At 40.4% G+C, this 25,428-nt stretch carries 13 protein-coding genes and 1 riboswitch; of the genes, 12 read left to right on the top strand and 1 reads right to left on the bottom strand.

The window, feature by feature from the left end; translation table 11 throughout:
- Position 1: 1 nt before the first annotated feature.
- The 3 genes from PGH07_RS03950 to PGH07_RS03940 all read left to right on the top strand — a co-directional run bounded on the left by PGH07_RS03950 (position 2) and on the right by PGH07_RS03940 (position 4,964).
- Positions 2–1,168 carry a bifunctional folylpolyglutamate synthase/dihydrofolate synthase gene (locus PGH07_RS03950; protein ID WP_289412692.1) on the top strand — a complete coding sequence of 389 codons (1,167 nt, stop codon included), beginning with the start codon at positions 2–4 and terminating at the stop codon, positions 1,166–1,168.
- Positions 1,155–4,139, top strand: coding sequence for a transcription-repair coupling factor (mfd, locus tag PGH07_RS03945; protein ID WP_289412690.1), 2,985 nt, complete (start codon positions 1,155–1,157; stop codon positions 4,137–4,139). The genes PGH07_RS03950 and mfd overlap by 14 nt, the downstream gene beginning before the upstream one ends.
- An 87-nt stretch (positions 4,140–4,226) precedes the next feature.
- Positions 4,227–4,964, top strand: coding sequence for a response regulator transcription factor (locus PGH07_RS03940; RefSeq protein ID WP_289412689.1), 738 nt, complete (start codon positions 4,227–4,229; stop codon positions 4,962–4,964).
- 2 nt (positions 4,965–4,966) lie between these two features.
- On the opposite strand, the gene PGH07_RS03935 is transcribed toward PGH07_RS03940, so the two are convergent.
- A complete protein-coding gene (locus PGH07_RS03935; protein ID WP_289412688.1) occupies positions 4,967–8,311 on the bottom strand; it encodes an ABC transporter substrate-binding protein in 3,345 nt (1,114 codons plus the stop codon).
- Between the two features lie 159 nt (positions 8,312–8,470).
- Positions 8,471–8,577: riboswitch (cyclic di-GMP riboswitch) on the top strand.
- Positions 8,578–8,608: 31 nt separating this feature from the next.
- On the opposite strand from PGH07_RS03935, the gene PGH07_RS03930 reads away from it, so the two are divergent.
- The 9 genes from PGH07_RS03930 (at position 8,609) to PGH07_RS03890 (ending at position 25,410) form a co-directional block, all read left to right on the top strand.
- Positions 8,609–18,097 carry an Ig-like domain-containing protein gene (locus PGH07_RS03930; RefSeq protein WP_289412687.1) on the top strand — a complete coding sequence of 3,163 codons (9,489 nt, stop codon included), beginning with the start codon at positions 8,609–8,611 and terminating at the stop codon, positions 18,095–18,097.
- Position 18,098: 1 nt separating this feature from the next.
- The gene (locus PGH07_RS03925; protein ID WP_289412685.1) at positions 18,099–18,764 is read left to right on the top strand and encodes an outer membrane beta-barrel protein; all 666 of its coding nucleotides are present in this window, start codon (positions 18,099–18,101) and stop codon (positions 18,762–18,764) included.
- Between the two features lie 149 nt (positions 18,765–18,913).
- Positions 18,914–19,861: an AAA family ATPase gene (locus PGH07_RS03920; RefSeq protein ID WP_289412684.1), complete on the top strand. Its 948-nt coding sequence runs from the start codon at positions 18,914–18,916 to the stop codon at positions 19,859–19,861.
- Between the two features lie 10 nt (positions 19,862–19,871).
- Entirely contained in the window at positions 19,872–20,705 is an 834-nt protein-coding gene (locus PGH07_RS03915; RefSeq protein WP_289412683.1) for a DUF58 domain-containing protein, read from the top strand.
- Complete coding sequence (locus PGH07_RS03910; protein WP_289412682.1) at positions 20,705–21,121, top strand: hypothetical protein; 417 nt, start codon at positions 20,705–20,707, stop codon at positions 21,119–21,121. The genes PGH07_RS03915 and PGH07_RS03910 overlap by 1 nt, the downstream gene beginning before the upstream one ends.
- Positions 21,108–22,031 (top strand): vWA domain-containing protein, encoded by a 924-nt coding sequence (locus tag PGH07_RS03905; protein ID WP_289412681.1) that lies wholly within the window; start codon positions 21,108–21,110, stop codon positions 22,029–22,031. The genes PGH07_RS03910 and PGH07_RS03905 overlap by 14 nt, the downstream gene beginning before the upstream one ends.
- 1 nt (position 22,032) lies before the next feature.
- Positions 22,033–23,001, top strand: a complete 969-nt coding sequence (locus PGH07_RS03900; protein WP_289412678.1) for a VWA domain-containing protein — start codon at positions 22,033–22,035, stop codon at positions 22,999–23,001.
- The gene (locus PGH07_RS03895) at positions 22,998–23,933 is read left to right on the top strand and encodes a tetratricopeptide repeat protein (RefSeq protein ID WP_289412677.1); all 936 of its coding nucleotides are present in this window, start codon (positions 22,998–23,000) and stop codon (positions 23,931–23,933) included. The genes PGH07_RS03900 and PGH07_RS03895 overlap by 4 nt, the downstream gene beginning before the upstream one ends.
- Positions 23,917–25,410, top strand: coding sequence for a BatD family protein (locus PGH07_RS03890; protein WP_289412676.1), 1,494 nt, complete (start codon positions 23,917–23,919; stop codon positions 25,408–25,410). Before PGH07_RS03895 ends, PGH07_RS03890 begins: the two co-directional genes overlap by 17 nt.
- Positions 25,411–25,428: the final 18 nt, after the last annotated feature.

Genomic DNA, 25,428 nt, shown 5'->3' with positions numbered 1-25,428 from the left:
CGTGTCCTTACAAGATTTTTTAGAGGCAAAACCTCTTTACTACAAAGAGATCGACCATGAACGTGTACATATTGCTTATGGTCTACTCAAACCTCATATCTCCAGGCCCAAAACCGTACACGTAGTCGGCACTAACGGGAAGGGTTCAACAGGCCGTATGCTTGCACATCTGGCATATAAAGGCGGGCTGAAAACCGGGCACTATACCTCACCGCACATTATCAAGTTTAATGAACGTATTTGGATAGACGGAGAAGATGCATCTGATGAAGTTTTAGAGCAGGCACATCAAAAGCTCTATGCTATTTTGGATAAGGAGATGAGTGAATCACTCAGCTATTTTGAATATACGACGCTTCTGGCTTTTGTCGTGTTTGAAAAATGTGATCTTGTGGTACTGGAAGCAGGGCTTGGCGGAGAGTTTGATGCGACCAATGTGTGTGAGAAGGAACTTAGTATCATTACTCCTATAGGGATCGATCATCAAGCATTTTTAGGTCAAAGCATCGAAGAGATCGCAACGACCAAGATCAACAGTATACAAAAACAGGTTGTGCTTGCACCACAACCTTATGAAGAAGTTGTCGATGTGGCACAGAAGATCGCTCAAGAAAAAGGTGCTGTACTCTTTTTAAATACAGTTTTCAGGGCCGGTCATAAGAGACTAATGGAGAAAGTGCAAGAGATTGCCAAAAGTCTTTCGTGGGGTGCATATCTTGTAGAGAATGCTATGGTAGCTTTACAGGCTTTGGATATCTTGGATATTGATTATGATATTGATGATCTAGAAAGTGTAAAGCTTTTTGGCCGTTTCTATCAGCTTAAAACGAATATCCGCATTGATGTCGGGCACAATCCTTTGGCTGCACAGGCAATCGTCAATGCTATGGACCCGGAAACGGTACTTATCTATAACTCGTTGGATGACAAGGACTATGAGAGAGTCTTACGTACATTGAAACCTAAGGTAAAGCGTGTCGAGATCATCAAGATCAATTCTCAGCGTGCAACGACACTTGGTGAGATAGAACAGGCATTGCAACGTGTAGGGTTGGAGTATCGTTATTATGAAGGTACGATAAAAAGAGATGAACATTATCTTGTATTTGGTTCGTTTTACGTTGTTGAAGAATTTTTAAAAAGTATGGAAAGTCATGTATCAAAGTAATATCTACGAATATTTAGAAAACCTTACCGAACATCAACTCCTTATTTGTAAGGATGATAAAGAAGCTATCCAGATACGTGATATAGCAAACCTTCTTGGATTTGAGAGTTATGTGCTACCGGATATCCGTGTAAGTGCAGGAGAAGATTTACGAACTTATGATGAGGAGATATACAGACTTTTTATCACCTTGGCAGCATATCATCAAAGCCAGAATAAAAAGGTATTGATCTCTCCATATCGTACACTTCTGATACCTTTTCCCAAACCGGAATATTTTGGGAAGCATACGATAGAGTTTGGTGATACACTAGACCTTGCAGCATTAAAAGATAAGCTTTATCATTGGGGATACCATTTTACAGATATCACTGCGAGTGCAGGGGAAGTCTCTTTCCGTGGTGATATCATCGATATATTCCCGATTGATGCTGAGCAGCCTTATCGTATCGGGCTTTTTGATGAGGAAGTAGAGACGATACAGCATTTTGATGAGGCGACACAGAAACGTATCCTACCTAAAGAAGGAGAGGATGAACTGGACCACGTTACTTTCCCTCCTACCTTTCTTGCCTTAGATAAAGCGCAGTATGACTCACTCAAGAGCAGGGTGGCCCAAAGTAATTACGATACTTTCGTCAAAGATATAGATTCATTGGGATTGTGGCATCTTGATGAACTTGGAGAGAGTGCGCTAGCGCAGTTCAACTCTGTCTTGACATCGAATTTGGCTGCAGAGCTTGATGAGATCTACGAGTTGGATGCTCCGATGATTCCTAGAGAGTCTTTTATGTTGCCAGTAGTGCCTGAGAGCAAAAGATACCGTGATCTTGAGGTGGCAGATCCAAATAAACTTTTGGAGTCTCATCAAGATAAAAAAATAACGATCCTGGCTAAAAATGAATCGATCGTTCGTGGAAGTGATCTAGCCAGTTTTGAGGGGATAGAGTTTGTCTATCAGGAAGGTATCGTTAACTTGATGAGTGCTGACAGGTTGATCCTTTCTTTAAACAAACCGGTCAAACGTAAAAAGGTTAAAAAAGCAACTATCATCCTGGATGAACTCAAGCAGGGGGACTATGTAGTTCATGAAAATCACGGAATCGGTATCTTCAAAGGGATAGAGAAGAGAGATGTATTGGGAGCTGTAAGCGAGTTTGTCGTGATACATTACCAAAACGAGGATTCACTTCTGATCCCTGTGAGCAATCTAGAGGTGATTGATCGTTTTGTAGCTGACAGCGGTACACTGCCTGTGCTTGACAGACTGGGGAAAACCAGTTTTAAAAAGCTCAAAGGCAAAGTCAGGGAAAAACTTTTTGCTATCGCTTCTCAGATTATCAACCTCTCTGCACAACGCCATCTTAAAAAGGGTATCGTACTTAAAACAAATCTTGAGGAGCATACGATCTTTATGGCGAAAGCAGGGTTTATTCATACTGAAGATCAGGAACGTGCGATCTATGAAATGCTTGATGATCTCAGCAGCGGCCGCATGATGGACAGGCTGCTTAGTGCCGATGTAGGGTTTGGGAAGACAGAAGTAGCGATGAACGGGATGTATGTTGCAGTAAAAAACGGTTACCAAGCGATGATGATCGCACCGACCACATTACTTAGTGCACAGCATTTCAAGTCACTCAAAGAACGTTTTAAAGATGAAGAGATCAGGGTAGCGAAGCTGGACCGTTTTTCTACAGCCAAACAAAAACGTGAAGTATTGGTAGGACTTGAAGACGGCTCGATCGATATCGTGGTAGGAACCCATGCTTTGCTTGGAGCAAAGTTTAAAAATTTGGCGCTGGTTGTGATCGATGAAGAACATAAGTTTGGGGTGAAACAAAAAGAAGCACTCAAAGAGATCAGTATCGATGTGCATCTGCTTTCAATGTCAGCTACTCCGATCCCAAGAAGTCTCAATATGGCAATGTCACAGGTGAAGACCTTCTCCGAGATCCTTACTCCTCCGGTTGAACGTCAAGGTGTACGTACATTTGTGAAGAGTTATGATGAGAAGGTGATCAAAGAGGCAATCCTGCGTGAATTGCGTCGCGGTGGTCAGGTCTTCTATGTCTTTAACTCGATTGCAGCGATTGAAGATAAGAAAAAAGAGCTCCTGGATATTCTTCCAACTCTTCGTATCGCGGTATTGCACTCTAAAATATCAGCCAAAGAGACAGAAGATGAGATGATGAAGTTTGAAGACGGGGAGTATGATCTGCTGCTTTCTACTTCGATCGTTGAATCGGGTATCCATATGCCGCATGCCAACACAATGATCGTGGATGGTGCGGATAACTTCGGTATCGCAGATCTGCATCAGCTACGCGGACGAGTGGGAAGAGGATCAAAAGAGGGGTATGCCTACTTTATCGTCTCAGACAAAGACCGTTTGACGGAACAGGCAAAACGAAGACTGCTTGCTTTGGAATCACACTCGGATCTTGGCAGTGGAGCAGTACTGGCCTTCCATGACCTTGAGATCAGGGGAGGAGGAAATATTATTGGAGAAGCACAGTCCGGGCATATCAAACAGATCGGATATTCCCTCTACCTGCGTATGCTTGAGGATGCGATCAAGGAACTAAGTGGTCAGGATAAAGAGGTCAGCCAGCATGTGGATATGAAGCTCAATGTCGATGCGTATCTCAATGAAGAGCTTATTGAAGAGGATAGACTCCGTCTTGAACTGTATCGTCGTCTCTCACTTTGCGAAACTACCGGGGAAGTATATGAGATCAGTTCAGAGATCGAAGATAGGTTCGGTAAGCTTGATAGGGTCACTAAGCAGTTCATCGATGTGATCGTGATGAAGGTACTAGCACGCCAGCAAGGAATATCAAAAGTCTCTTCTTATGGAGAGAATGTCTTTATCGAGTTTATCGAGGAAGGGAAAGATCGGGTCGTACTGAAGTCTCCAAGTAAAGACGATGATGACATTATCGCTACTGCAATGGGGTACCTTAAGTAATAATTAATACTTATGATAATTTTAATGGTATATAATTTATTTTTATGTTAATATTTTCATAGGAATAACTCAGGGGAAGAGAAAATCATGGTTAATTATAGTAAGACTTTTTCTAAAACTAAAGATCTTTCGATACTTCTAGTAGAAGATTATGAGCCACTAAGGAATGATATGGCTGAGCTACTTGAAGATCTTTTTAATAGTGTAACTGTCGCTTCAAGTGGGGAAGAAGCCTTAAAATTTTATCAAACATACTACTCTGAAAATGACAAAAGTTTTGATCTGCTTATGACCGATATCCAGATGTCACCGATGAATGGGATAGAACTAAGTACAAGGGTAAGAGAGATAAACAGTGTACAGCAGATCATTATCCTTTCTGCACATACAGACTCTAATTTTTTGATACCATTGATAAACCTTGGTATTTCCCACTTTTTAACAAAGCCGATTAAATATGAAGAGTTGATAGATGTTCTAGGTAATCTGGGCAGTAAAATCATTGAAGAGATGAACCAACCATCTGAGACTACAATGTTACAACTGGGTGAAGGGTTTGTTTGGGATAGTAAGAAAAATGTTCTCTCACAGGAAGGAGTAGCAATCGAACTAACAAGATATGAATTGATTCTATTGCAACTTTTACTTGAGAAATCTGAACACCTCTGTACTACGGAAGAGATTCTTTACCGGTTTGATGAGTGCCAGATCGAAATAGGTGAAAAAAATATCCGTAACCTGGTTTCAAAACTACGTAAAAAGCTGCCTTTAGAGATTATCTCCAATATTTATGGAATGGGTTATAAACTTACACTTAAAAAGTAAGCTCAGTTATTCCCGGTATACCTCTTTGTCAATATGATCTCAAAACAAACTCCCTGATCAGTATTGTACATATTCAGTAACCCGCCATGGTGCTCTTCAACGATGATCTTGGACATATAAAGTCCAAGCCCTGTCCCAATATCTTCATGTTTTGTGCTGAAGTAGGGATCAAAAATATTATTTATATGTTCTTTTGGTATACCTCCGCCGTTATCACAGATACGGATTATGTAATGATCTTGATCAGTGTAGGTAGTAATGATGATCTCCGGATGAGGTATAGCCTTCTCCAAAAAGTTATCCTCACTGTTTTTAAGAAGGTTCAACACCACCTGCGTGATTTCATTTTTGTAGAGCATAAGTTCTGCATCGATCCGAAGATCTTCTTTGATGTTAATACCATGAGTTTGCATCGAGCCTTGTACTATCTGTAGTGCACTTCTGATTGGTACAAGAAGTGAAGTAGACTCTTTATGCTTATTCGGATTAAAAAAGTTTCTGAAGTCATCTGTTGTGTTGGAAAGAAACTCTACATAGTGATTGATACGGTTGTGTTTTTGATCAAGATATAGTAAAAATTTTTCTCGGTCTGTTTGATCATTAAGATTATATTGACCACTTACTAATTTGACTTTTATTCCCATAAGTGTACTACTAATCGCGGACAATGGCTGTTTCCATTGGTGTGCAATGAGACTAAGTACTTCTCCCATTGCAGCCATTCGGTGTTTTTTGAGCAGTATTTTATCTTTCTTTCTCAGCTCTTTAACCTTTTCTTCTACCTCATTTTTAAGCTGAGCATTATATTTGCTCAATACGCTTTGTCTAAATAGCAATAAGAGTGCGATCAGAACGAATGGTGTGAGTACCTTTCCTAAAAGTATATAGTTAAATCCTTGTTCATATTTGATCGTGATCCAACTGTTAAGAATATTCTCTTTTGTCTTTTCATCAATAGAGCCTACAGCTTTGTTCAATATCCCAAGCAATGCAGGTTCATCATTACGTACACCAAGGCTAAGTTCCTGCTTCTCATTGAATTTACCAGAGACCTTAAGAGAGCCCGGAAAGTTTTTTTGTATCTGATATCCGATTGCGGTGAGATTATCGATAAAACCAAACGTTTCTCCTTTTATGACACTTTTTAGCCCCTCTTCGATCGATACTGCTTCAATAAATTGGATATCAGGATATCTGGTTTGCAGAAGCTCTTTGAACGCATATCCTTTGACTATACCGATCTTTTTACCTCTGAGCTCACTGATATCACTAATAAAAAACTGATCATAGGTAGTTGTGATAACCAGAGGAACCTCTAATAAGGGATCCGTGAAGTCTAGATAGGCTTTGCGTGAGGGGGTTTCCATGGATAATGAGAGAATATCACACTTTCTTGCTTTTGCATAAGAGAGAGACTTCTCCCAAGTTGTTGTAGGTATGACAGTAATAGGAATACCGATTCTAGATGAGATCAACCCAAAATATTCGGCGCTCATTCCTATATGCTTCCCTTTTTCCATTTTCTCGAACGGTAACCAGTTTGGATCGACACAAAGTGTCAATGATTTTTTCTCTTTGAGGTACTCTGCTTCATGTTTGCTCAATGAAATAAATGTATTTTTTCTGATGATTGCCAACTCTTCTGTACTTAAGTTGATATCATAAGGATTTGTAGTCTGTATCGTAGAACGTATCAGTCTATTATTGATACTTAATAACTCTTCTTGTGTTACAGACCGGATGGCTTTGTCGAGTATCTGGCGAAGGATAGGATAATCATCCCGTATTAGTCCATAGATATCAAAACCATCATCATTGATACCTGTAATCTCGATCTGATGAAACTGGTAGTTATCTCTTATCATATAGTCAAGTACGACCAGGTTGTCAACAACGGCATCGGCTTTTTGCTCACTGACCTTATAGAGTGCTTCATCGATACTGTTGGTATACAGAAGATTCATTGTAGGAAAATTTTCTTTGATGTACTCTGAAGCAGTACTTCCTTTTGCTACAGCAATCGTTTTATCTTTAAGACTCTCTAAGGTATAGAATCGGTTTTCTCTATGGGATACAATGGACAAGCTTGCCTGCATGAGAGGTCCGGCAAAGAGGGCATAGTTTGTTCTCTCAAGTGTTTTCCCGCTCCCATAGATCATATCGATCTCTTTGCGTTTCAATGCATCAAGAACATACTGGAAATTGACACCGTCACCTATTTTTACAAATTCGAACTTAAGACCGGTACGTTGTTCTATCAACTTGTAGTACTCATGAAATATACCGCTGTATGTTTCTCCCGTAATCGAAGAAAAGGGCTTCCATGATACAGCGCTGCAACGAATGATGGGATGTGATTCAATAAATGCTGACTCAGTAGGTGTCAGGTTGATCTTGTGAGGTTTGAGATTAAAGATAAAACCATCAAGGTCCCAATCAGGAGTGACCATCCCAAGCTGTACGTAGAGATCGGTGTTGAGTTTGATTAGTTCAGGTACGATAGCTCCAATGCTAAAGAGCTCCTTTTTGATGAGGTTTTCAGTGATTTTGGCTTCATAGAGCAGTGCTTCTTTTGATTTGGCTTTGGAATATTTTTCATAGATGAGATCAATGATCTCTTCCTTATGATTGAGTGCATACTTCCAGCCTTTACGTGTAGCATTGATGAATCTTTGTGTCCTATGTGGATGTTGTGTGGCTTCCTTCTCGCTGGTAAAGAGCTCAACATCATAAGAGTAAATACCATACTCAGCAGGGTTGAAGATCTTGTAAGATACCTGTTTTTGATCAAGAAAAAAAGGTTCATTTGAAATAAAGGCAGTTATAGCATCGACTTCACCGTTTTTAAATGCGTTGATATCATAACTGTGAGGTATCACCGTGATATCATCCGGCTTTAGGTTGTGTAACTGTAGCATAGCAGCAAGACTTGATTGAGTTAACTCACCTGTTGTTCCCATGATTTGTTTGTCTTTTAATGCTTCAATGCTTTGGATCTCCGGTCTTGTGATCAGGACAAGAGCATTTTGTTTAAAATAGGAAGCAAGCAGAACTACCTTTTTCCCGGCAAGACGATCAAGTATGAGTTGTGAAGAGGATATTCCATAGGTCGATACACCTTGCAATACATTTTCAACCGTATCGATACCAGGAGAATGCTCGTTGATCGTGACATCAAGTCCTGCCTCTTTATAGAAACCTTTCTCCTTGGCTGCGTAAAACCCTGCAAACTCAAACTGGTGTTTCCACTCAAACTGTACGGAAACTTTTTCAAGTGTTTGATCCTGAGCATTGGCGATAGTTATTAGAGATAAAAGTAAAAGAAAGAGTAATCGGAACAGATACACAAAAGCTCACTTTGTTTTAGAAAAATCATAGCAAAAAAATGTAAATTTCCCCGTTATATTAAAAAAATCTATTTTTATGATATATTTTTAAAACTGTGACATTTCGGCAACATTCTACTGTTATACTTGCGCGTTATTTTAGTCACTACAGGAGAGGAATATTGTCAAAGCCAAACTATTCGTGAGGATAGGACGGAAAGCCACGGGTCTATATATCAGAGCGTTAAAGTAGCTTCTTTATCATCTTAGACAGCCGGGTTACCAATAAATTATACATCTGTAATTTAAGGGAGACCCATGTCATTACTCAATCGTTTTTTTGTATTTGTATTTATACTTTTTTCAATACAGCTGAATGCTGATCCTTATCCTCCTGCCTGGGGGACAAACGGGGATGGTGCGGCAGTCCACTTCAAGCCTGCACCATGGCCGCAAAAGAACGAATGGAAACCTTATAGCCGTTTTGGTGAGAGCATTAATGATCCACGTACAGGCGACACTTCCAATGGTGGTACACGTCCTCAAAACTATGTAAATATCGCTTCATCGTGTACAGACAAGGCTGAACCAAGTATCTACTACTATCTCTATAAAGATCCTACTGATCCTGCAAATGATGTCATTATGTTTCGTTGGAGGGTGGAACAAATAGCCAATACCTATGCCACAGGACCGAACGCAGGAGCATATAGTAATGTAGATCCTTGGGGATCAGCGTTATGGACAGTATTTTTCGATATAGACGGAGATGGGTATCGTGATATTGCGGCACATCTGGATGGATCATCCGGTGCCCCTGGCGTAGCGATAGATAGAATTTTTGGTATTTATGGCAATATTCCTACCCAGTCAATTGATTATATAAATGATCCTGAAAATATCAAACTATTGGGACATAATCCAACTGCCTTTACTGATGGTTCAACTATATTGAATTTCGATGGAAATGCTGCTAATCCAACAACAGACTGGAGTACAATTATTGCAGCACCTGATACGAAAAAGGTGTGGGACTATGGGACTACACGCTCTTCGTATAATCAAGATTCTCCATGTCAAGAGTACTATATCGACTATCAGATTCCTATGTCTATGATAGATGCTTCCAGCTATGGAGGACCAAAGCTTGAAAGAGATACTCCTATCTCTATGCTTTTTTGTACGGCAAACAGCTTGAACAATCCATTCCAAAAAGATTGTGCTATCAATAACGATTGGATAGCTGATCCCAATAAACCCGGACCATTTGGCGACTATATCAGTTTCAGTAAGGAAGAACCATACGAGCAGCCTATTGTGGATGATATAGGGGCAAGCGGGTGTAATCCGACAGTTTTGACTGCGAAAGTAAAAGATGTTATTGCTATTGTTGATGGAGAGGCTATATCATCGGTAAGTGATGTAATATTTTTCTATTATAGAGATGACAATGGTGATGGTGTAGCCAATGATGGAAATGAGTGGACACAGATAGCAGCTCCTGCAATACGAACAAGCTTTACAGACTGGATGGTAAACTGGGACTCTACAGAGCTATTTAAAGGGCAATACCTTATAGGGGTACAGGCAATCGATAATCCTACAATAGTAGATGATGATATGAATGCCAGTGCCAAAATCAATCGTACGTTCTCATATCTTTCTGAAGCAGAAGTAAACGCATCTATCCTGGCTGCGGGGGCAACTTATACCGATGGAAATGAGATTTGGCATGCAAATCCGGATATCACTGGTGTCAAGAGTATATCGCTTGCAGTCAATACCTGTGGTGTTGCACCTACGATTGAAAAATACGCATCTATAGAAAATCTTCTTGCAGGTGAGGATGTTAACTTTACGATTGATATCAATAACTCTACAGGTTTTGATCTTTATGTCTCACAAATTTCAGATGTGCTTCCAAACGGCTTTAGTTATAAAAGCCTAGTCAGTCTTGAGCATAACGGAGCACCTATTACTACAAGTTCTGCTCCTCTAGCAGGAGAGACAGGAACAATAAGCTGGTCTTTTGATGAGATCGTTCCAGACGGTGGTCAAATCAAACTTATATTTACTGCACAAGCAACAACTACATCAGGATCATATACAAATACTGCATATGCACAAACCAGCTATGGGACAATCTTGAGTGATCCTATACCTATACACGTGGATGGTGCGAGGATTTCCCTCTCTAAAACACCTAGCAGCTATTTTGTCGCACCCGGTGAAAGTCTTGTATATACTTTAGGATATGCCAATGACTCTAGTATCGTGGTGACGGGTACAGAGCTTAACGACACTTTGCCTATAGGTGTGAGTTGTAATACCTACTCGATTAATGGGGGAGCCGCAATAGACTGTTCCGGTATGGGTAATACTATCAATATACCTCTAGGTATCCTGGGTGCATTTGAAAGCGGATCGGTTGAGATGAATGTTACCGTAGATATCTCATACAGCTCTACAACTCTGCTTAATAGTGCAATACTTACCGTCACTGCGCCGGATGGATCTGATGTCAATAAAACTGCAGAGAGCAAGATCGGTGTAGATATACCTATCGCAGCATTTACTCTAGAAAAAACTTCTGATATAGACTTTGTTTCTTTAAATAATAATGTTGAATATACCTTAACGTATACAAATTACGGTGATGCTGATGCTATGGGAGTGATGCTTACTGATACTTTGCCTATAGGAATGACTTATATTTCATCGGTGCCTTCCGCAATAGACAATGGTGATGGAACATATACGTGGGATCTTGGAACGGTTGCAGCAGGCAGTAGCAGCAGTGTGACTATTATTACAGAGGCAACAGAAGATGCTCTGGTTACCGGTGTATTTACCGGTGAAAACCCAGCCAGAAACAATGCAGAGTTATCATGGAGCGGACCTGCAGGCGGTGGCTCTGTAGATGCTTATAAAGATGTAGGTATTGATAGTGAGACCTGTCAGGCATTTTATTATACGGATATTACCGGTGATGTTGGAAATGCAGGTACACAGTTATTGGCACAAAGTTCGATCATAAATGCATCGACCGAACACAACGTGACCTTTAGTACAAACAACGCTACTGAGCATGTTGGAACCTATTATATGGAACCTGTGGCATCCACTGCCATCAACAGCGCTGATTATACACGTTTTGAAATATTATTAAATTATACGTCATCTGTTGTTGCAAATGTTAATTTTACCGTGGCAGTGTATGATTATAACCCGGCTGATGGGACGACTATACTGATTCAGTCAGGACTGACTGCCGGTTCAAACGGAAATTCAAATAAAACGATCTTAATGAGTGTAACCAATCCATATACTATCCCGGCAGGACACCGTATACTTTGGGATATTAATGCGACATCATCAAAAGTTACAACGCTCTCTTTCAACGTCAATAATATGCAAAACAGATCACTTTTATGTAAGACAGCTCCAGCTGCTATGAGTATTTCCAAGACAGTTGACCTAGCCAATGTCACAGCAGGTATAGATACTGCTGTGACATATACGATCGACTACGCAAATATCAGTGGAACAGATGTGACCAACGTGATTATTACAGATATACTTCCGTCAAATGTTACGATCACAAGTTCTACACCTACCGTAACATCCTACGTTGGACAGGTAGCTACATTTGATATCGGTACAGTTGCCAGCGGTACAGGCGGTCAGGTCATTATCAATGCTGTCATTGGCGCTGCAGCAACAGGTACCCTGAGTAACTTTGTTGCTTTAAGCAGTGACAATGCAGAAGATGTAAATGATACAGCGATGACAAGTGTAGGTCCGCTTTCATCCATGGCACCGTCTCTTACAATAAGTAAAACGGTTGACAAAACATATGTGAGTGCAGGAGAGATACTTACTTATACATTGAAAGTTGTCAATACCGGTGGAGAAGCAACAGGTATCACAGTTACAGATACAATCCCCCAAAAGTCATATTTTGATTACGTGGATAGTTCGATTGCTGGAAGTACAGATGGTTCAGGGGTTGTAGTACCATCGGATATTAACACTCCTGATCTAAGCTGGGAGATCAGTAGTTTGGCTCAAGGAGAGGTAGCGACGCTGACTTATGAGATGAAGGCTTCTTCTTCAGGTGTACCAGTAGGGGTAACGATACTTGATAATACTGCGGTAATTTCTGATAATGAGTATTGTACAGCTACAAACGTATCTGGATGTACGAGTAATACGGTTAGTATTACGTTGAGCGGTAACCCTGTACTTAATATCTCTATTGTACCGGATTCCGATACGAAGTTTCCGGGTGAGACAATCACCTGTACGGTAGATTATAATAATACAGGTTCAGCAGATGCAAATAATACAAAGATAGTGATACCTGCGCCAAACTATACGATGATAGACCCTGCTTCACTACCTGCAGGTGTAAGTTTTGATGGTACGAACAATCAGATTATCTATGATCTGGATATTTTAGCATCAGGAGAAAGCGGTACATTTACCTTTGATGCGGTGATTGCTGAAACTATGCCTAGTGGTACGACCGATATTATGGCTGTGGCAACAATCTCTGCAAGCAATGCACTAAGTGATATAGATAATGCTAGAGTTACAGTAAATGCGGGTATAGATCTTACAGTTGATATCTCTGGCCCAGTAAGTGGTACTTATCCTATGGCGACGGTAGAACAGAATGTATCAGGGGCCACTACAATAACAATTGATGATACTGCAGGGTTCTCAACAGGAGATGTGATTAAGATAGGAGGGCTGTATACGGAAATCCTATCAATCACAGGATCGACTATAGAACTTGCTGATGCTGTTACCGTCAATACAGGAGATAGTATTATTGGTAGTGTCATCTACAATGTCGTATATCGCAATCATGGTGATTCTGATGCTACCGATACCAATTTGACAGTGAATATCCCGACAGGTATGGAGTACTATGCTTCAGAAATACCGGCAGATGCAAACCCTGCAGAAGGAAACAGTGGTAATGTGGTTTGGAATATCGGAACGGTAACTCCGGATCAGAGCGGTAGTTATCAGATCACTGTTTTCCCATCAACTAGAGGAAATTATACACTTACTACGCATATCGTAAGCAATGACACAGTTGACAATGCGGAAAGTAATAACAGTGATGAGATAACAACTGTATTTGGTGGGATCAAAGTCACAAAGAGTACATCAACACCGTTGGTTGTTCAACCGACAAGTGCTACTGAAAATGTCAATTATACGATTACTATTACCAATACATTGGATATCAATGTATCTGATGTAAATGTTACAGATATACTTCCAGCAGGATTTGTTTATCATGTTACAACAAATATCAATGGCAGCCTTTCCCCTGTAACAATAGATGCGACTTATCCTTCACAACCTATATGGAGCGGGATCAAAGTGCCAGCAAGTGGAATTGTGACAATAGAGTTTACAGCACAGATCGACAATACGGTTGGTGCTGCAACATACCAAAATGCTGTCTATGCTATAACTGGTGAGGCCAATATCTCTGTAACACAGTATGATGAACTAAGTAGTACTGCTGAAGATGTAACTGTTATTGACGGTGCAGATGGTTTGATAGAGGGATACATCTTTGAAGATACAAACAACAATCATGTTTATGATTTTGGAGATGTTCCTTTTGTTGGAGTAGAAGTAAATATCACTGATGATAGCAATAGTTCGAGATATTATACTGTGTTCACTGACTCCGATGGATATTTCTCTCGTACTGTAGAAGCAGGGAACTGGATCGTAGATTATGATACAAATGCTATAGATGCTGGTTTAACCTTATATAGTGGGCACTCTGATCCAACCACTGTGACTGTACCTGCAGGCGGATATGTAGAAGATTTGAATGCATACAGTACATTAGTTGCAAGTCCTGGCTTTACAGTAACTAAGACACAGACATCTGGAGCAAATCCGGTTACAGCAGCTGATCAGGTATTAGTATATGAGATCGTCGTAGCCAACACAGGGAATACTGCACTGACAAGTATCAATATCACTGATACGATGCCAGATGGGTCAACACCGGCACTTGGTTTACCGACAGGTGATGCAGGCATAATAGGTATACTCGATGTGGGAGAATCATGGACCTACACTGCAAGCTATACAGTAAAGCAGGCAGACATTAATGCGGGTGTTGACCTGGTAAACGTAGCATCTGTGAGCACTACAGAGGTACCTGGACCTGTGGAGGATAATGCAACGACACCTATTTCTGTTCCAGCTGCAGTTTTACCTATCATTGCGAATAATGACAGCAATCATTCTGTAGATGGATATAGTGGTGGAACAGCTATCGTAGATGTTACTGCGAATGATACACTAAATGGCATAGCGTTTACACTGGGTAATGATGCCAATATCACTAATGTTACAGATCTAACACCATATCTAGATGTCGATCCTCTCACAGGTACTGCTACAGTTCCTTCCGCTACTCCTGCAGGTACCTATAGTGAGACCTATACGATCTGTGAAAATCTAAATCAAACAAATTGTGATGATGCCAATGTAACGGTTACAGTCTTGGCACCGGTTATCGATGCAGTAGATGATGACTTACGCAATAATCCTATCAATGCACAAGCAGGAGGTATCGCTGGAAATGTACTTACGAATGATCTACTTAATTCAGTGCAGGTAAATGCAGGGGATGTAGATATCTCTGTGATTGATGATGGAGGAGTGAACGGTATAAGTATTGATCAGGATGGTAATGTCACAGTACCTTCAGGTATCGCAATAGGTGAGTATACAGTTCTGTATAAAATATGTGATAAGATCAATCCAAGTAACTGTGATGATGCAAATATAACGATACTTATTACACAGCCTGTTGCGGAGGAAGATTCTCAATCTACACCTATCAATACACCTGTGTCCGTATCGGTTTTGAATAATGATCATGATCCTGAATATGATAGGTTGGTGATCATTAATGTTGATACAAGCAGCAGTCATGGAACAGTTTTTTGGGATGAAAATGGTACAGTGATCTACACCCCGGAGAATAATTTTACAGGTGTGGACACTTTCACATATACGATAAGTGATGGAAATGGCGGTACAGACACAACAACTGTTGTAATCACTGTAACGGATCTGGATGACCTTTCAAGTAATTCAGTGACAGCAGTGGCAGACAGTGCGACTACACAGATTAATGTAAGTGTAGATATCCCTGTGATGATCAATGACTATGATCTTCAAGGAGACGACTTCAATATTACAGATATCAATGAAACAAGTAAGTTAGGGGGTATAGTTGTAGTCAATCCTGACGGGACAGTAACCTATACTCCACCAGTGGGATTTGTAGGTTATGATACATTTATTTATGAGATCACCGATGAGAAAGGATCAGTAGATACAGCCATTGTGTCTATACGGGTGGCAGCTATTTTGGATCCTGTGCCAAATGCAGTAGCAGATGCCCAGACAACAGATCAGGATATACCGGTAACGATCAGTATATCAAACAATGATACCCATCCTAATAATGATATTTTGACAGTCATTGATGCAACTAACCCTGCAAACGGTACGGTGGTAATCGAAGCAAATGCTTCTATAACCTATACGCCAAACCCTGGGTTTAGCGGGTTTGATACGTTTATGTATACGATCGTAGATGAGAACGGTGATATAGCAACAGCGGCAGTAACTGTGAAAATTGTTGCTGCTCCTGATGTGATCATAGGAGATGTCACGGTTTATGAAGGAGAAGATCTTATATTTGATGTCAATCTTACCTACCCGTACAGTAGAGATATCAATTTGACACTGGGTACGGCTGATATTACAGCACTGTCAGGGACAGACTACAACGGAACATCTATCAGTGTAACGATTCCTGCCGGGCAGACAAGTGTACAAGCTATTATCCCTTCACTGGAAGATACGACCTACGAGCTGGATGAATATATGACACTTGCAGTAAAAAGTGTCGATGCCGGAAGTGTAGGTAATTATGATGATAACGGTACTGGAACGATCATGGATAATGATACTGTACCAAATGTCATCATCGGTGATGAACGCAAAATTGAAGGTGATATATTAAGCTTTGAGGTGAACCTTACCAATCTAAGTTATGAAGATATAAACCTTACGCTTATTACAAGTGACGGTACAGCTACAACTGCTGACAGTGATTATATACCGGTAACTATCACAGTAGTGATTCCTGCTGGCAGTACAAGTGTTCTTGTACAAGTACCTACTACAAATGATGGCTATATAGAATCAGATGAGACTATTACACTGTCTGTAAGTACACTCAACAGCGGTCAAGTCGGGGATACATCTGATACAGGAACAGGTATCATCGAAAATGATGATACAGGGCCTACGGCTAATGATGACATTCATTCCGGGCAGACAGGGGATCCGGTACAACTAGATGTAACAGGTAATGACAGTAACGGTACGTCAGCTCTAGATGTAAACTCGGTTCGTATTATCGATCCAAATACAGGCAATGAAATCAATGAGCTTGTTGTTCCAGGTGAAGGTACCTGGAGTGTGGAAAATGGTGTGATCATCTTTACTCCGGAAGAAGGATTTGTAGGTGATCCAACACCAATAGAGTACATTGTTGAAGACAGTTGGGGTAACTATGATAAGGCAACAATCACCGTAGATTATCCACCGGTAGCCAATGATGATAATGCAACAGGCGTGATAAATCAAGTGATCAATATTGAAATACTCGCAAATGATATTAACACCTCTCAACCTTTTGATCCTCTAAGTGTAGTGATCGTTGATGCAGGTGTGATCAATAGTGGTAAAGAGTTGGTAGTAGAGGGTGAGGGGATCTGGAGAGTAGAAGATAATGGAACGATCACCTTCACTCCAGTAGAAAATTTTGCAGGATATACAACACCTATCCACTATACGGTCAGTGAAGAAAATGCTGTCGGTTCAGTCAATACCTCTAATATCGCTGAGGTGGTCATTCATTATCCTGCAGCTGTCGATGATGTACTTAATACACCGGATGCACCGGGTACACCACAGAGCGTCTCGGTGCTGGATAATGACAGTCTGTGTTTTGATTCTGTTGAACTGACAGAGTATTGTGCATCTGAAGAGAATTTGTGTAGTGATCTGATATTTGTAACGATTATAGATCCGGAAACGAACGCCACTACAGATATGTTGGTTGTAGAGGGAGAAGGTGTATGGATGGTAGATACTAAAGGTGATATCACCTTTACCCCTGATTCAGGTTTTGTGGGTGACCCTACGCCTATTGAATATCAAGTAGGATGCAGCAAAGGCAATACAACTAACCGTGCAACTGTAACGATTAACTACCCACTACTGGTACGTGATGATGAAAGATTGGATAATGACTACGGTACAGTAGTGACACTCAATGATCTGTACAACGATAACGGGGACATTAACACCTCAAGCGTCGTACTTCATTTACCGGATGGATTTATAAATGAACTTCCAAATGCGCAAATGAGTGATGATAACAAGTCTTTGATCGTACCGGGAGAGGGAGAGTGGATCGTCAATACGGATGGAACAGTGATGTTTATACCTGAAATCGGCTTTGAAGATGATCCTACCCCAATTGAGTACAGTGTAGTAGATTACAGTGGCACAAAATCCAATTTTGCAACACTGACCGTGAGCTATTGTGATTCACCGCAAAAATCAGACAGTGGAGATACGATGAGTAGTCTCGGCATGCTGCTTATGGCACTTATGACAGCTTTGTCTGGGCTGTACTTTATAAGAAAAGAAGAAGAAAGTAGAGGGTACTAGGATGAGAGATATAAGAAATAAACTTGTATGGACAACAATAGCAGCGATGGTCCTACAAAATACATTGTATGCAGGAGGAAAGAATATTGCTCCTGTTCTGTCACCGGTAGCAGAGATCCCTCAGTTTCGTGATCCATCTCCTTGGTACATGGGGGTAGGTCTGGTAAAACTCAACTATAATGGATGCAGAAGCAACTGTGAGTTTGAAGATATTACCTACGGAATGATGGTTCGTGGCGGATATGAGTATAACCAGCATATCGGGCTTGAAGCCAGAGGTATATGGACAGGTTGGGAAGCCGAAGGCGCAGAGCTTGAACACCATTTTGGAATCTTTCTTAAACCAATGGCTCCGGTAGGTGAAGATTTCAATGTGTATGGACTTTTAGGATACGGTAAGACAAAGATCGGCGGATCGTATGAGAGAGCAGCTATGGATGAGAGCGGTTTTTCGTGGGGTGTAGGTATTGAATATGATCTTTCAGGTAAAGAAGATGATAAAGAAGAATACACAATTTACGATAGAGCATTTGACGGTCAAGCAGATCAGGAGAAGGGGTGGGGAATTTTTATAGATTACGAAGTACCTTTGGTGAACAAACAAAATGCCGGTGGAGGTGATGTTGATCTGTATGTGATTAGTTTCGGGGTAACATACGATTTCTAATTAAATAATCTAAAAAGAAAGAAGGTAGTGTTTACAAACTACCTTCTAAAGCTCTTTTCTTAAACTTTTTATACCTATAGAGGTATGATTTACTTTCAATTAACTTGACATAAGTATACTTTTTTCTAATATTCGATTAGGAGCGTACTTTGAGTCAGGTCATACAAAATATTAAAAAAGAAATTTCCAAAGTTCTTGTCGGACAAGATAAAATGGTTGAAGGATTGTTGGCTGGTCTTTTATGTAGAGGGCATATCCTTCTGGAAGGTGTTCCCGGGCTGGCAAAGACTACAGCGGTAAACGCACTGTCTAAGACACTTGGACTGAACTTTAAGCGTGTACAATTTACTCCAGATCTTCTTCCTTCAGATATTATAGGAACAGAGATCTATGATCCTTCCAATAACTCTTTCAAGATCAAAAAAGGCCCGGTATTCACTAATCTTCTTTTGGCCGATGAGATCAACCGTGCACCTGCGAAGGTACAGTCGGCATTACTCGAAGTAATGCAGGAACGTCAGGTGACCATCGGTGATGATACTTTTAAGATCGATCTTCCTTTTTTGGTTATGGCTACACAAAACCCAGTAGAACAAGAGGGAGCGTATGAGCTTCCTGAAGCACAACTGGATCGTTTTATGATGAAAGTAGTGGTAGGCTATAACACAAAAGAAGAGGAGCTGGAGATCGCCCGAAGGGTAGCCAATAACGGTTTTGAGGAGATCCATCAGGTTGCAAGTCTTGATGATCTTGAGACGATCCGTAAAGAAGCACTTGGGGTACATATGGATGAAGAGGTTGAAGCTTATATCATAGAACTGGTGCATGCAACACGTGAACCAAAAGAATATGGGCTTGAAGAGCTTGAATCTTATATTGAGTTTGGAGCAAGTCCAAGAGCAAGTATCGATATGTATAAGGCTGCACGTGCAATTGCCTACTTAAAAGGTCAGGATTATGTTTCACCTATCGAGGTGGCATATATCGCCAAAGAGGTCCTTCGGCATCGTATCATCCTCAGCTATGAAGCACAGGCTGAAGATATCACACAAGATATGATCATTGAAAAGATTTTAGCGGCAGTACCGATCCCATAGGTATCAAAGTATGAATCAAGCAGCTAAAAAGATCGTTCTCAAAACCAAAAAGCAGGTCTATGGTGACATGCTTGGAAATAATGCTTCATTATTCCAAGGTGAGGGGTTTGAGTTTGCAGAACTCCGAGAATATGTTTATGGCGATGATGTCAGAAAGATCGACTGGAAGACCACGGCGAAGCTGGGAAAACCTTATGTTAAGATCTATAAAGAGGAACGGGAACTCAATGTTGTGGTAGTTTCGATGCTTGGCGGGTCGATGTACTTTGGCACCGTGAAGCAAAAGAGTGATATTATGGCTGAACTGGTTGCAACCCTTGGATTCTCTGCTGTGAAAAACAGTGATCTTTTTACCCATATTCTTTTTGCCGATACGCTCTATGAACGCAGTAAACCAAGTAAAAAACACTTCTCTATTCATAAAGCAGTAGAAGATGTCACAGAGTTTGAACCGTTAGGAAAAGAATCAGATTTTGACAAACTCACAGAGATGCTCAACACCCGTCTCAAAAAGAAGTCTTTGCTTTTTATCCTTTCAGACTTTATCGGAGATATCGATCTCAAACTTTTGAGTGTAAAACATGATGTTGTTGCTGTGATCATCAGGGATCGGTTTGAAGAAGATCCAAGCGAACTTGGTTATCTAAGGCTGATTGATATGGAGAGCAAAAAAAGTTTCGAAAGTGATATCAATACAGGCGCTTTGAATGCATATAAAAAAGCGATCCACCAGAATGATGAGAAGTTGTATAAACAGTTTAAGAAACAGGGAGTACGCTTTGTCAAAGTCTATACACATGAAGACCCTGCATTAAAATTGATGAAATCAATGAGGAGAGTATAATGAACCCGCAACAGCCATCTGATCCGTCTGCACAATTAAGAGATATCAAGCCGCTTTTGGAGATACCGGACAACTCCTTTTATGTCTATTGGGGTTTGATAGGATTTTTTGTTTTACTGGGACTGGGGATACTGTTTTTCGTAGTAAAAAAGTTTTGGGAGAACCGTAAGATCAACCTTGCAAAAGAGTATTTGGGAAGACTAAAGCAGATAGATTGGACGGATAGCAAGCATGCTGCATATGAGGCAACCAAATATGCAAGATTGTTGGCTACCGATGAGAGAAGAAAAGAACTTTTCAGTCAACTTGAACCGATGTTGGAAAAGTACAAATATAAGAAAATGGTTAATGATGTGGACCAAGATACACTCAATCAATTTCATCTCTTTGTGAGGATTACGGATGAGTCAATTTAGTTTTGAGTTTCCCTTTTTACTATTGTTGATCATTCCGTTTTTGATCTGTGCAAAATGGTGTAAAGAGAGAAGTCGCGCGATCTTCTTCCCCCATGTGCAAAAACTGGTAGCCAGCAGTGTACATAAAAGTTCATTACTTCAATTTCTCAAATGGTTTGGAATCGTTTCGGCGATCATTGCACTGGCTTCGCCGGTACTTTCCCATAGCTATACCAATACTAAAAAAGAGGGACGTGATATCGTACTGATCACAGATGCAAGTGAATCTATGCTGCAGCGTGGATTTGATGCTGATGATCCATTGAAAAATAAGTTTGAAGTGGTTAAAGAGGTAGTTGAGGATTTCATAGGTAAACGTGAAAATGATCGTATCGGATTAGTGAGCTTTGGAGCAATCTCCTTCGTGGCTTCTCCGTTGACGTTTGAAAAGGAGTTTTTACAGAAGATCATATCTATGCAGTATATCGGGATGATCAACGGAAAACGTACAGCCATTCAGGATGCTTTGGTGCAAAGTTACAATATGATGAGCAAATCCAAATCCAAATCCAAGATCGCTATCTTGCTGACTGACGGTATGGATAACGGTAGTAAGATCCCGCTGGAAGATGTAGTGAAGATGATCAACAAACAGGATATCAAACTCTATGTGATCGGGATTGGATATCCAAACAGGGATTATGATGCAAACTACCTCAAAGTGTTGGCAGATGCAGGAGGAACACAGGCATATGGGGCTAAAGATGCAAGCGAGCTGAACCGTATTTATGAAGAGATCGATAAACTTGAAGTCACCAAGATCGATGACAAGCGGGTAGTACAGCACACTTATCTTTATATCTATCCTCTGTTGTTTGCAATTCTAAGCCTGCTTTTCTTTATCTATTTTAGAAACAGTAAGGGGGTGTAAGATGACGTTTGCAAATCCTTATCTTTTTTGGATACTTATAGTCCCTTTCATCATCTTTGCGCTTTTGATCTCTACCAATAAAGAGAAACTTTCACGTGTGTTTGATGAGAACGTACTCAAACGTCTCAGTGCCAGTGATGAGACAATCCCGTTGATGATACGTAATATGACGATGTTTGTAGCTATCTTTTTGATGATTGTGGCATTGGCACGTCCTGTGATAGAAAAAGGAGACAAAGTAGTAGATGTCAAAGGTTTGACACTGCTGGTCGGACTCGATATCTCCGGTTCAATGCGCAGTACAGACCTCTACCCAAATCGTTTGGAATTTGCTAAAAAGAAGATGTTTGAATTCTTTGAAATGATGCCTAGTGATGAGATCAGTGTACTTGCATTTGCACACTCATCTTTTATTCTTGCTCCGTTTTCCGCTGATAAACAGACACTTCAGATGATGGTAGAAGGAGTAGATGACAGTTATATCAATATGGGTTCAACCAATTTTAGTGAACTTGGTATGCTGGCAAGTGAAGTACTGGATAAAAAAGAGCCGAAGATCGTCGTACTTTTTACAGATGGCGGGGATGAAGAGGCGATTGCAGGGTTCGCTGATATTCTGGAACAGAACGGAATAGATCTTTATGTTGTACTTGTCGGTACGACCAAAGGAGCACCGGTACTGACAAGAGAAGGAAAACCATTTATACTGGAAGACGGTACTATTGCTATCACTCAGAGAAATGATGCATTGCTTTCTTTAGCAAAGAAAAGCGGCGGTGAAGGTATAGTCGCCGGTCATGGTAAAGAGGATATACAGAAACTGGCTGAAGATATTAAAAATAAGTACCATGACGAGCAGCAAGGTGAAGTAAGGATCAAAGAGAGAGTAGAGCTCTTCTACTATCCTTTAGGAGCAGGATTGTTACTGTTGCTTATCGCTTTAAGCTCTATCCCAAGGAGAAGAAGATGAAACGATTTGTGAGTATTTGTCTTTACTCTTTTGCTACGTTTGCTGTGGCCGGACTGACGGACTTTAAGACCATTGAGGAAGCAAAAAGTGCGTATGAAGCAAAAGAGTATACTAAGAGTGAAGCTCTTTTCAATTCACTTGATAAGGATTTGCCTCAAACCAAGTATGATATCGGTAATGCTCAATACAAATCAAAAAATTATGATGCAGCAATCAAATCATATGAAAATGCACAAGGTATTGATGAAGCAATCAAACAACACAATATCGGTAACAGCTATTTTCAAAAAAAAGCATGGGATGATGCCATAAAAGCTTATGAGGAAGCACTGGAGATTCGAGAGGATAAGGATACGCGCTTTAATCTTGATCTGGCAAAACAAATGAAACAACAAGAAGAACAGAAAAAACAGCAACAGCAAAATCAGCAAAACCAACAGAATCAAGATCAAAAAGATCAGAACCAGCAACAGAAAAAAGAGCAAAATAAAGACCAAAAAAAGCAGGATCAGCAAAAAAAAGAGGATCAGCAAAAAAACAATCAGGAACAAAAAAAACAACAAAACAATCAACCTCAGAACAACCAGCAAAAACAGCAAGATCAGCAGAACAAACCTGGTCAAACAGGTAAAGAGGATCAAAGAAAAAAAGAGGGTAAGGACCCAAAAGAAGAGCCTAAAAAACAGAAAGAAAATGAGCAGAAGGCTCAAGAACAAAAACAGCAAAATGCCAAAGAGAAAAAGTCTGAGGAGCAAAAACAGCAGGAACAGTCTACTTCAGGTGCTCAGGCACAGATGAGTGAAGCAGAAAAACAAAAGGCCAAAGAGATGAAACGACTGATGAAGAAGATGGGAGCTCAGAAGATGCCTACAATGATGTATCAGATGAGTAGCGAAAAAGAAGAGGAGAAAAGCCATGCAAACCCTTGGTAGAGTGATCGTTTTTTTAACACTTTTAGCACAGTTTGTTTACAGTGCAGGTGTAAGTGCAAGTGTTTCAAGCAATGAAGTGATGGAAGGCAATGTTGCTCAATTGCAGATCAGAGCCGAAGGAGATGAAATAGAGTTTCCACAGATCTCTGAGATAGATGGCACACCGGTAGTGGGAACGTCAATACAAAGCAGTCGAAACATGACCTATATCAACGGTGAAATGAAAAGTGAGAAGATCACTACAAAAATCATCGGTTTTGTACCCAAAAAAGATCTGACGATTCCTTCATATACGGTTATGATCGATGGTAAAAACTATCAGACTGAACCGATAAGCATTAAAGTAGTTACATCAAAAGCTCCTCAATTAAAAGCCAATGCACTCTACTCGTTTGAACTAAAAAGTGATAAAAGAGAAGTGATGGCAGGAGAGAGCTTTGTCGTTAATCTCTATGTTTCAATTTCTGATCGAATAAAAGGTGCGAAGCTCTCGGATTTTGTAGATCCTTTGATGCCTGACTTTTACAGCAAAGCTCTAGGCGAGCCAAAACAGTATCGCCAAAACGGTTACACCGTAGTAGAAAAACAGTATCTTTTAACCACAAAAAGTGAGGGGAATTTTACGATCAGTGCTGCAACAGCAAAACTGGGAGAGGCTGATCTCAGACGTCGTGATTTTTTTGGACGTTACGCAACACAATGGTATGATATTGCCTCTAATGATCTGATGATCAAGGTAAAACCACAGCCTCAAAAGAGTGATCTTATCGGTGAGTTTACACTAGATGCAACAGTGGATACTACTGAGGCACAGGTCAATAAACCTGTTAATCTTACAATCAAGATAGAAGGAAAAGGGAATCTGGAAGATTTTGAATTTCCGCCTTATGAGATTGATGGCGTGACGATCTTTTCCGATGATGCTAAGGTAGAGAGCAAAGTGGAAAATGGTGTACTCTACAGCACATATACGATAAGCTTTGCAATGATCTCGGATAAGGACTTTACTATTCCGTCTCATAGTTTTACTGTATACAATCCTAATACTTCACGCCTGGAGACGATGAAGATCGCATCGTATGATATCAAGGTAAAAGGGGATACAAATGCTCTGGTTGCAACGACACCGCCTGCCAATTCAGCATCAAAGGTTGAGCAGTCTTCTCCAAATGCCGTACCTATGGAAGTAAGTACAAAGACTCAAGAATCACAGCCTAATGAATGGTGGATGCTGGTTGTATCTTTTGGCAGTGGAATGTTGGTGATGTACCTTTTGTTCAAGTTCTTGGCGGGAACAGAGCATAAAAAAAGAGTATATGGCAACAATGAAGCCCTGCAGATACTCTACCCGCATATTAATGAAGATCCAATGATCGAAGAGATGGTACGTAAACTTTATGCCAGAAAGAACGGAGATAAGAGTATTACTATAGATAAAAAAGTGCTCAAAGAACTTATCAAAAAGGTCCAACGGTAGATATGATACAATATTCCT

The sequence above is a fragment of the Sulfurovum zhangzhouensis genome (assembly GCF_030347965.1).
Classification (GTDB): Bacteria; Campylobacterota; Campylobacteria; order Campylobacterales; family Sulfurovaceae; genus Sulfurovum; species Sulfurovum zhangzhouensis.
Note: the sequence above shows the minus strand (reverse complement) of the source record. Positions and strands in the feature narration are given on the sequence as shown.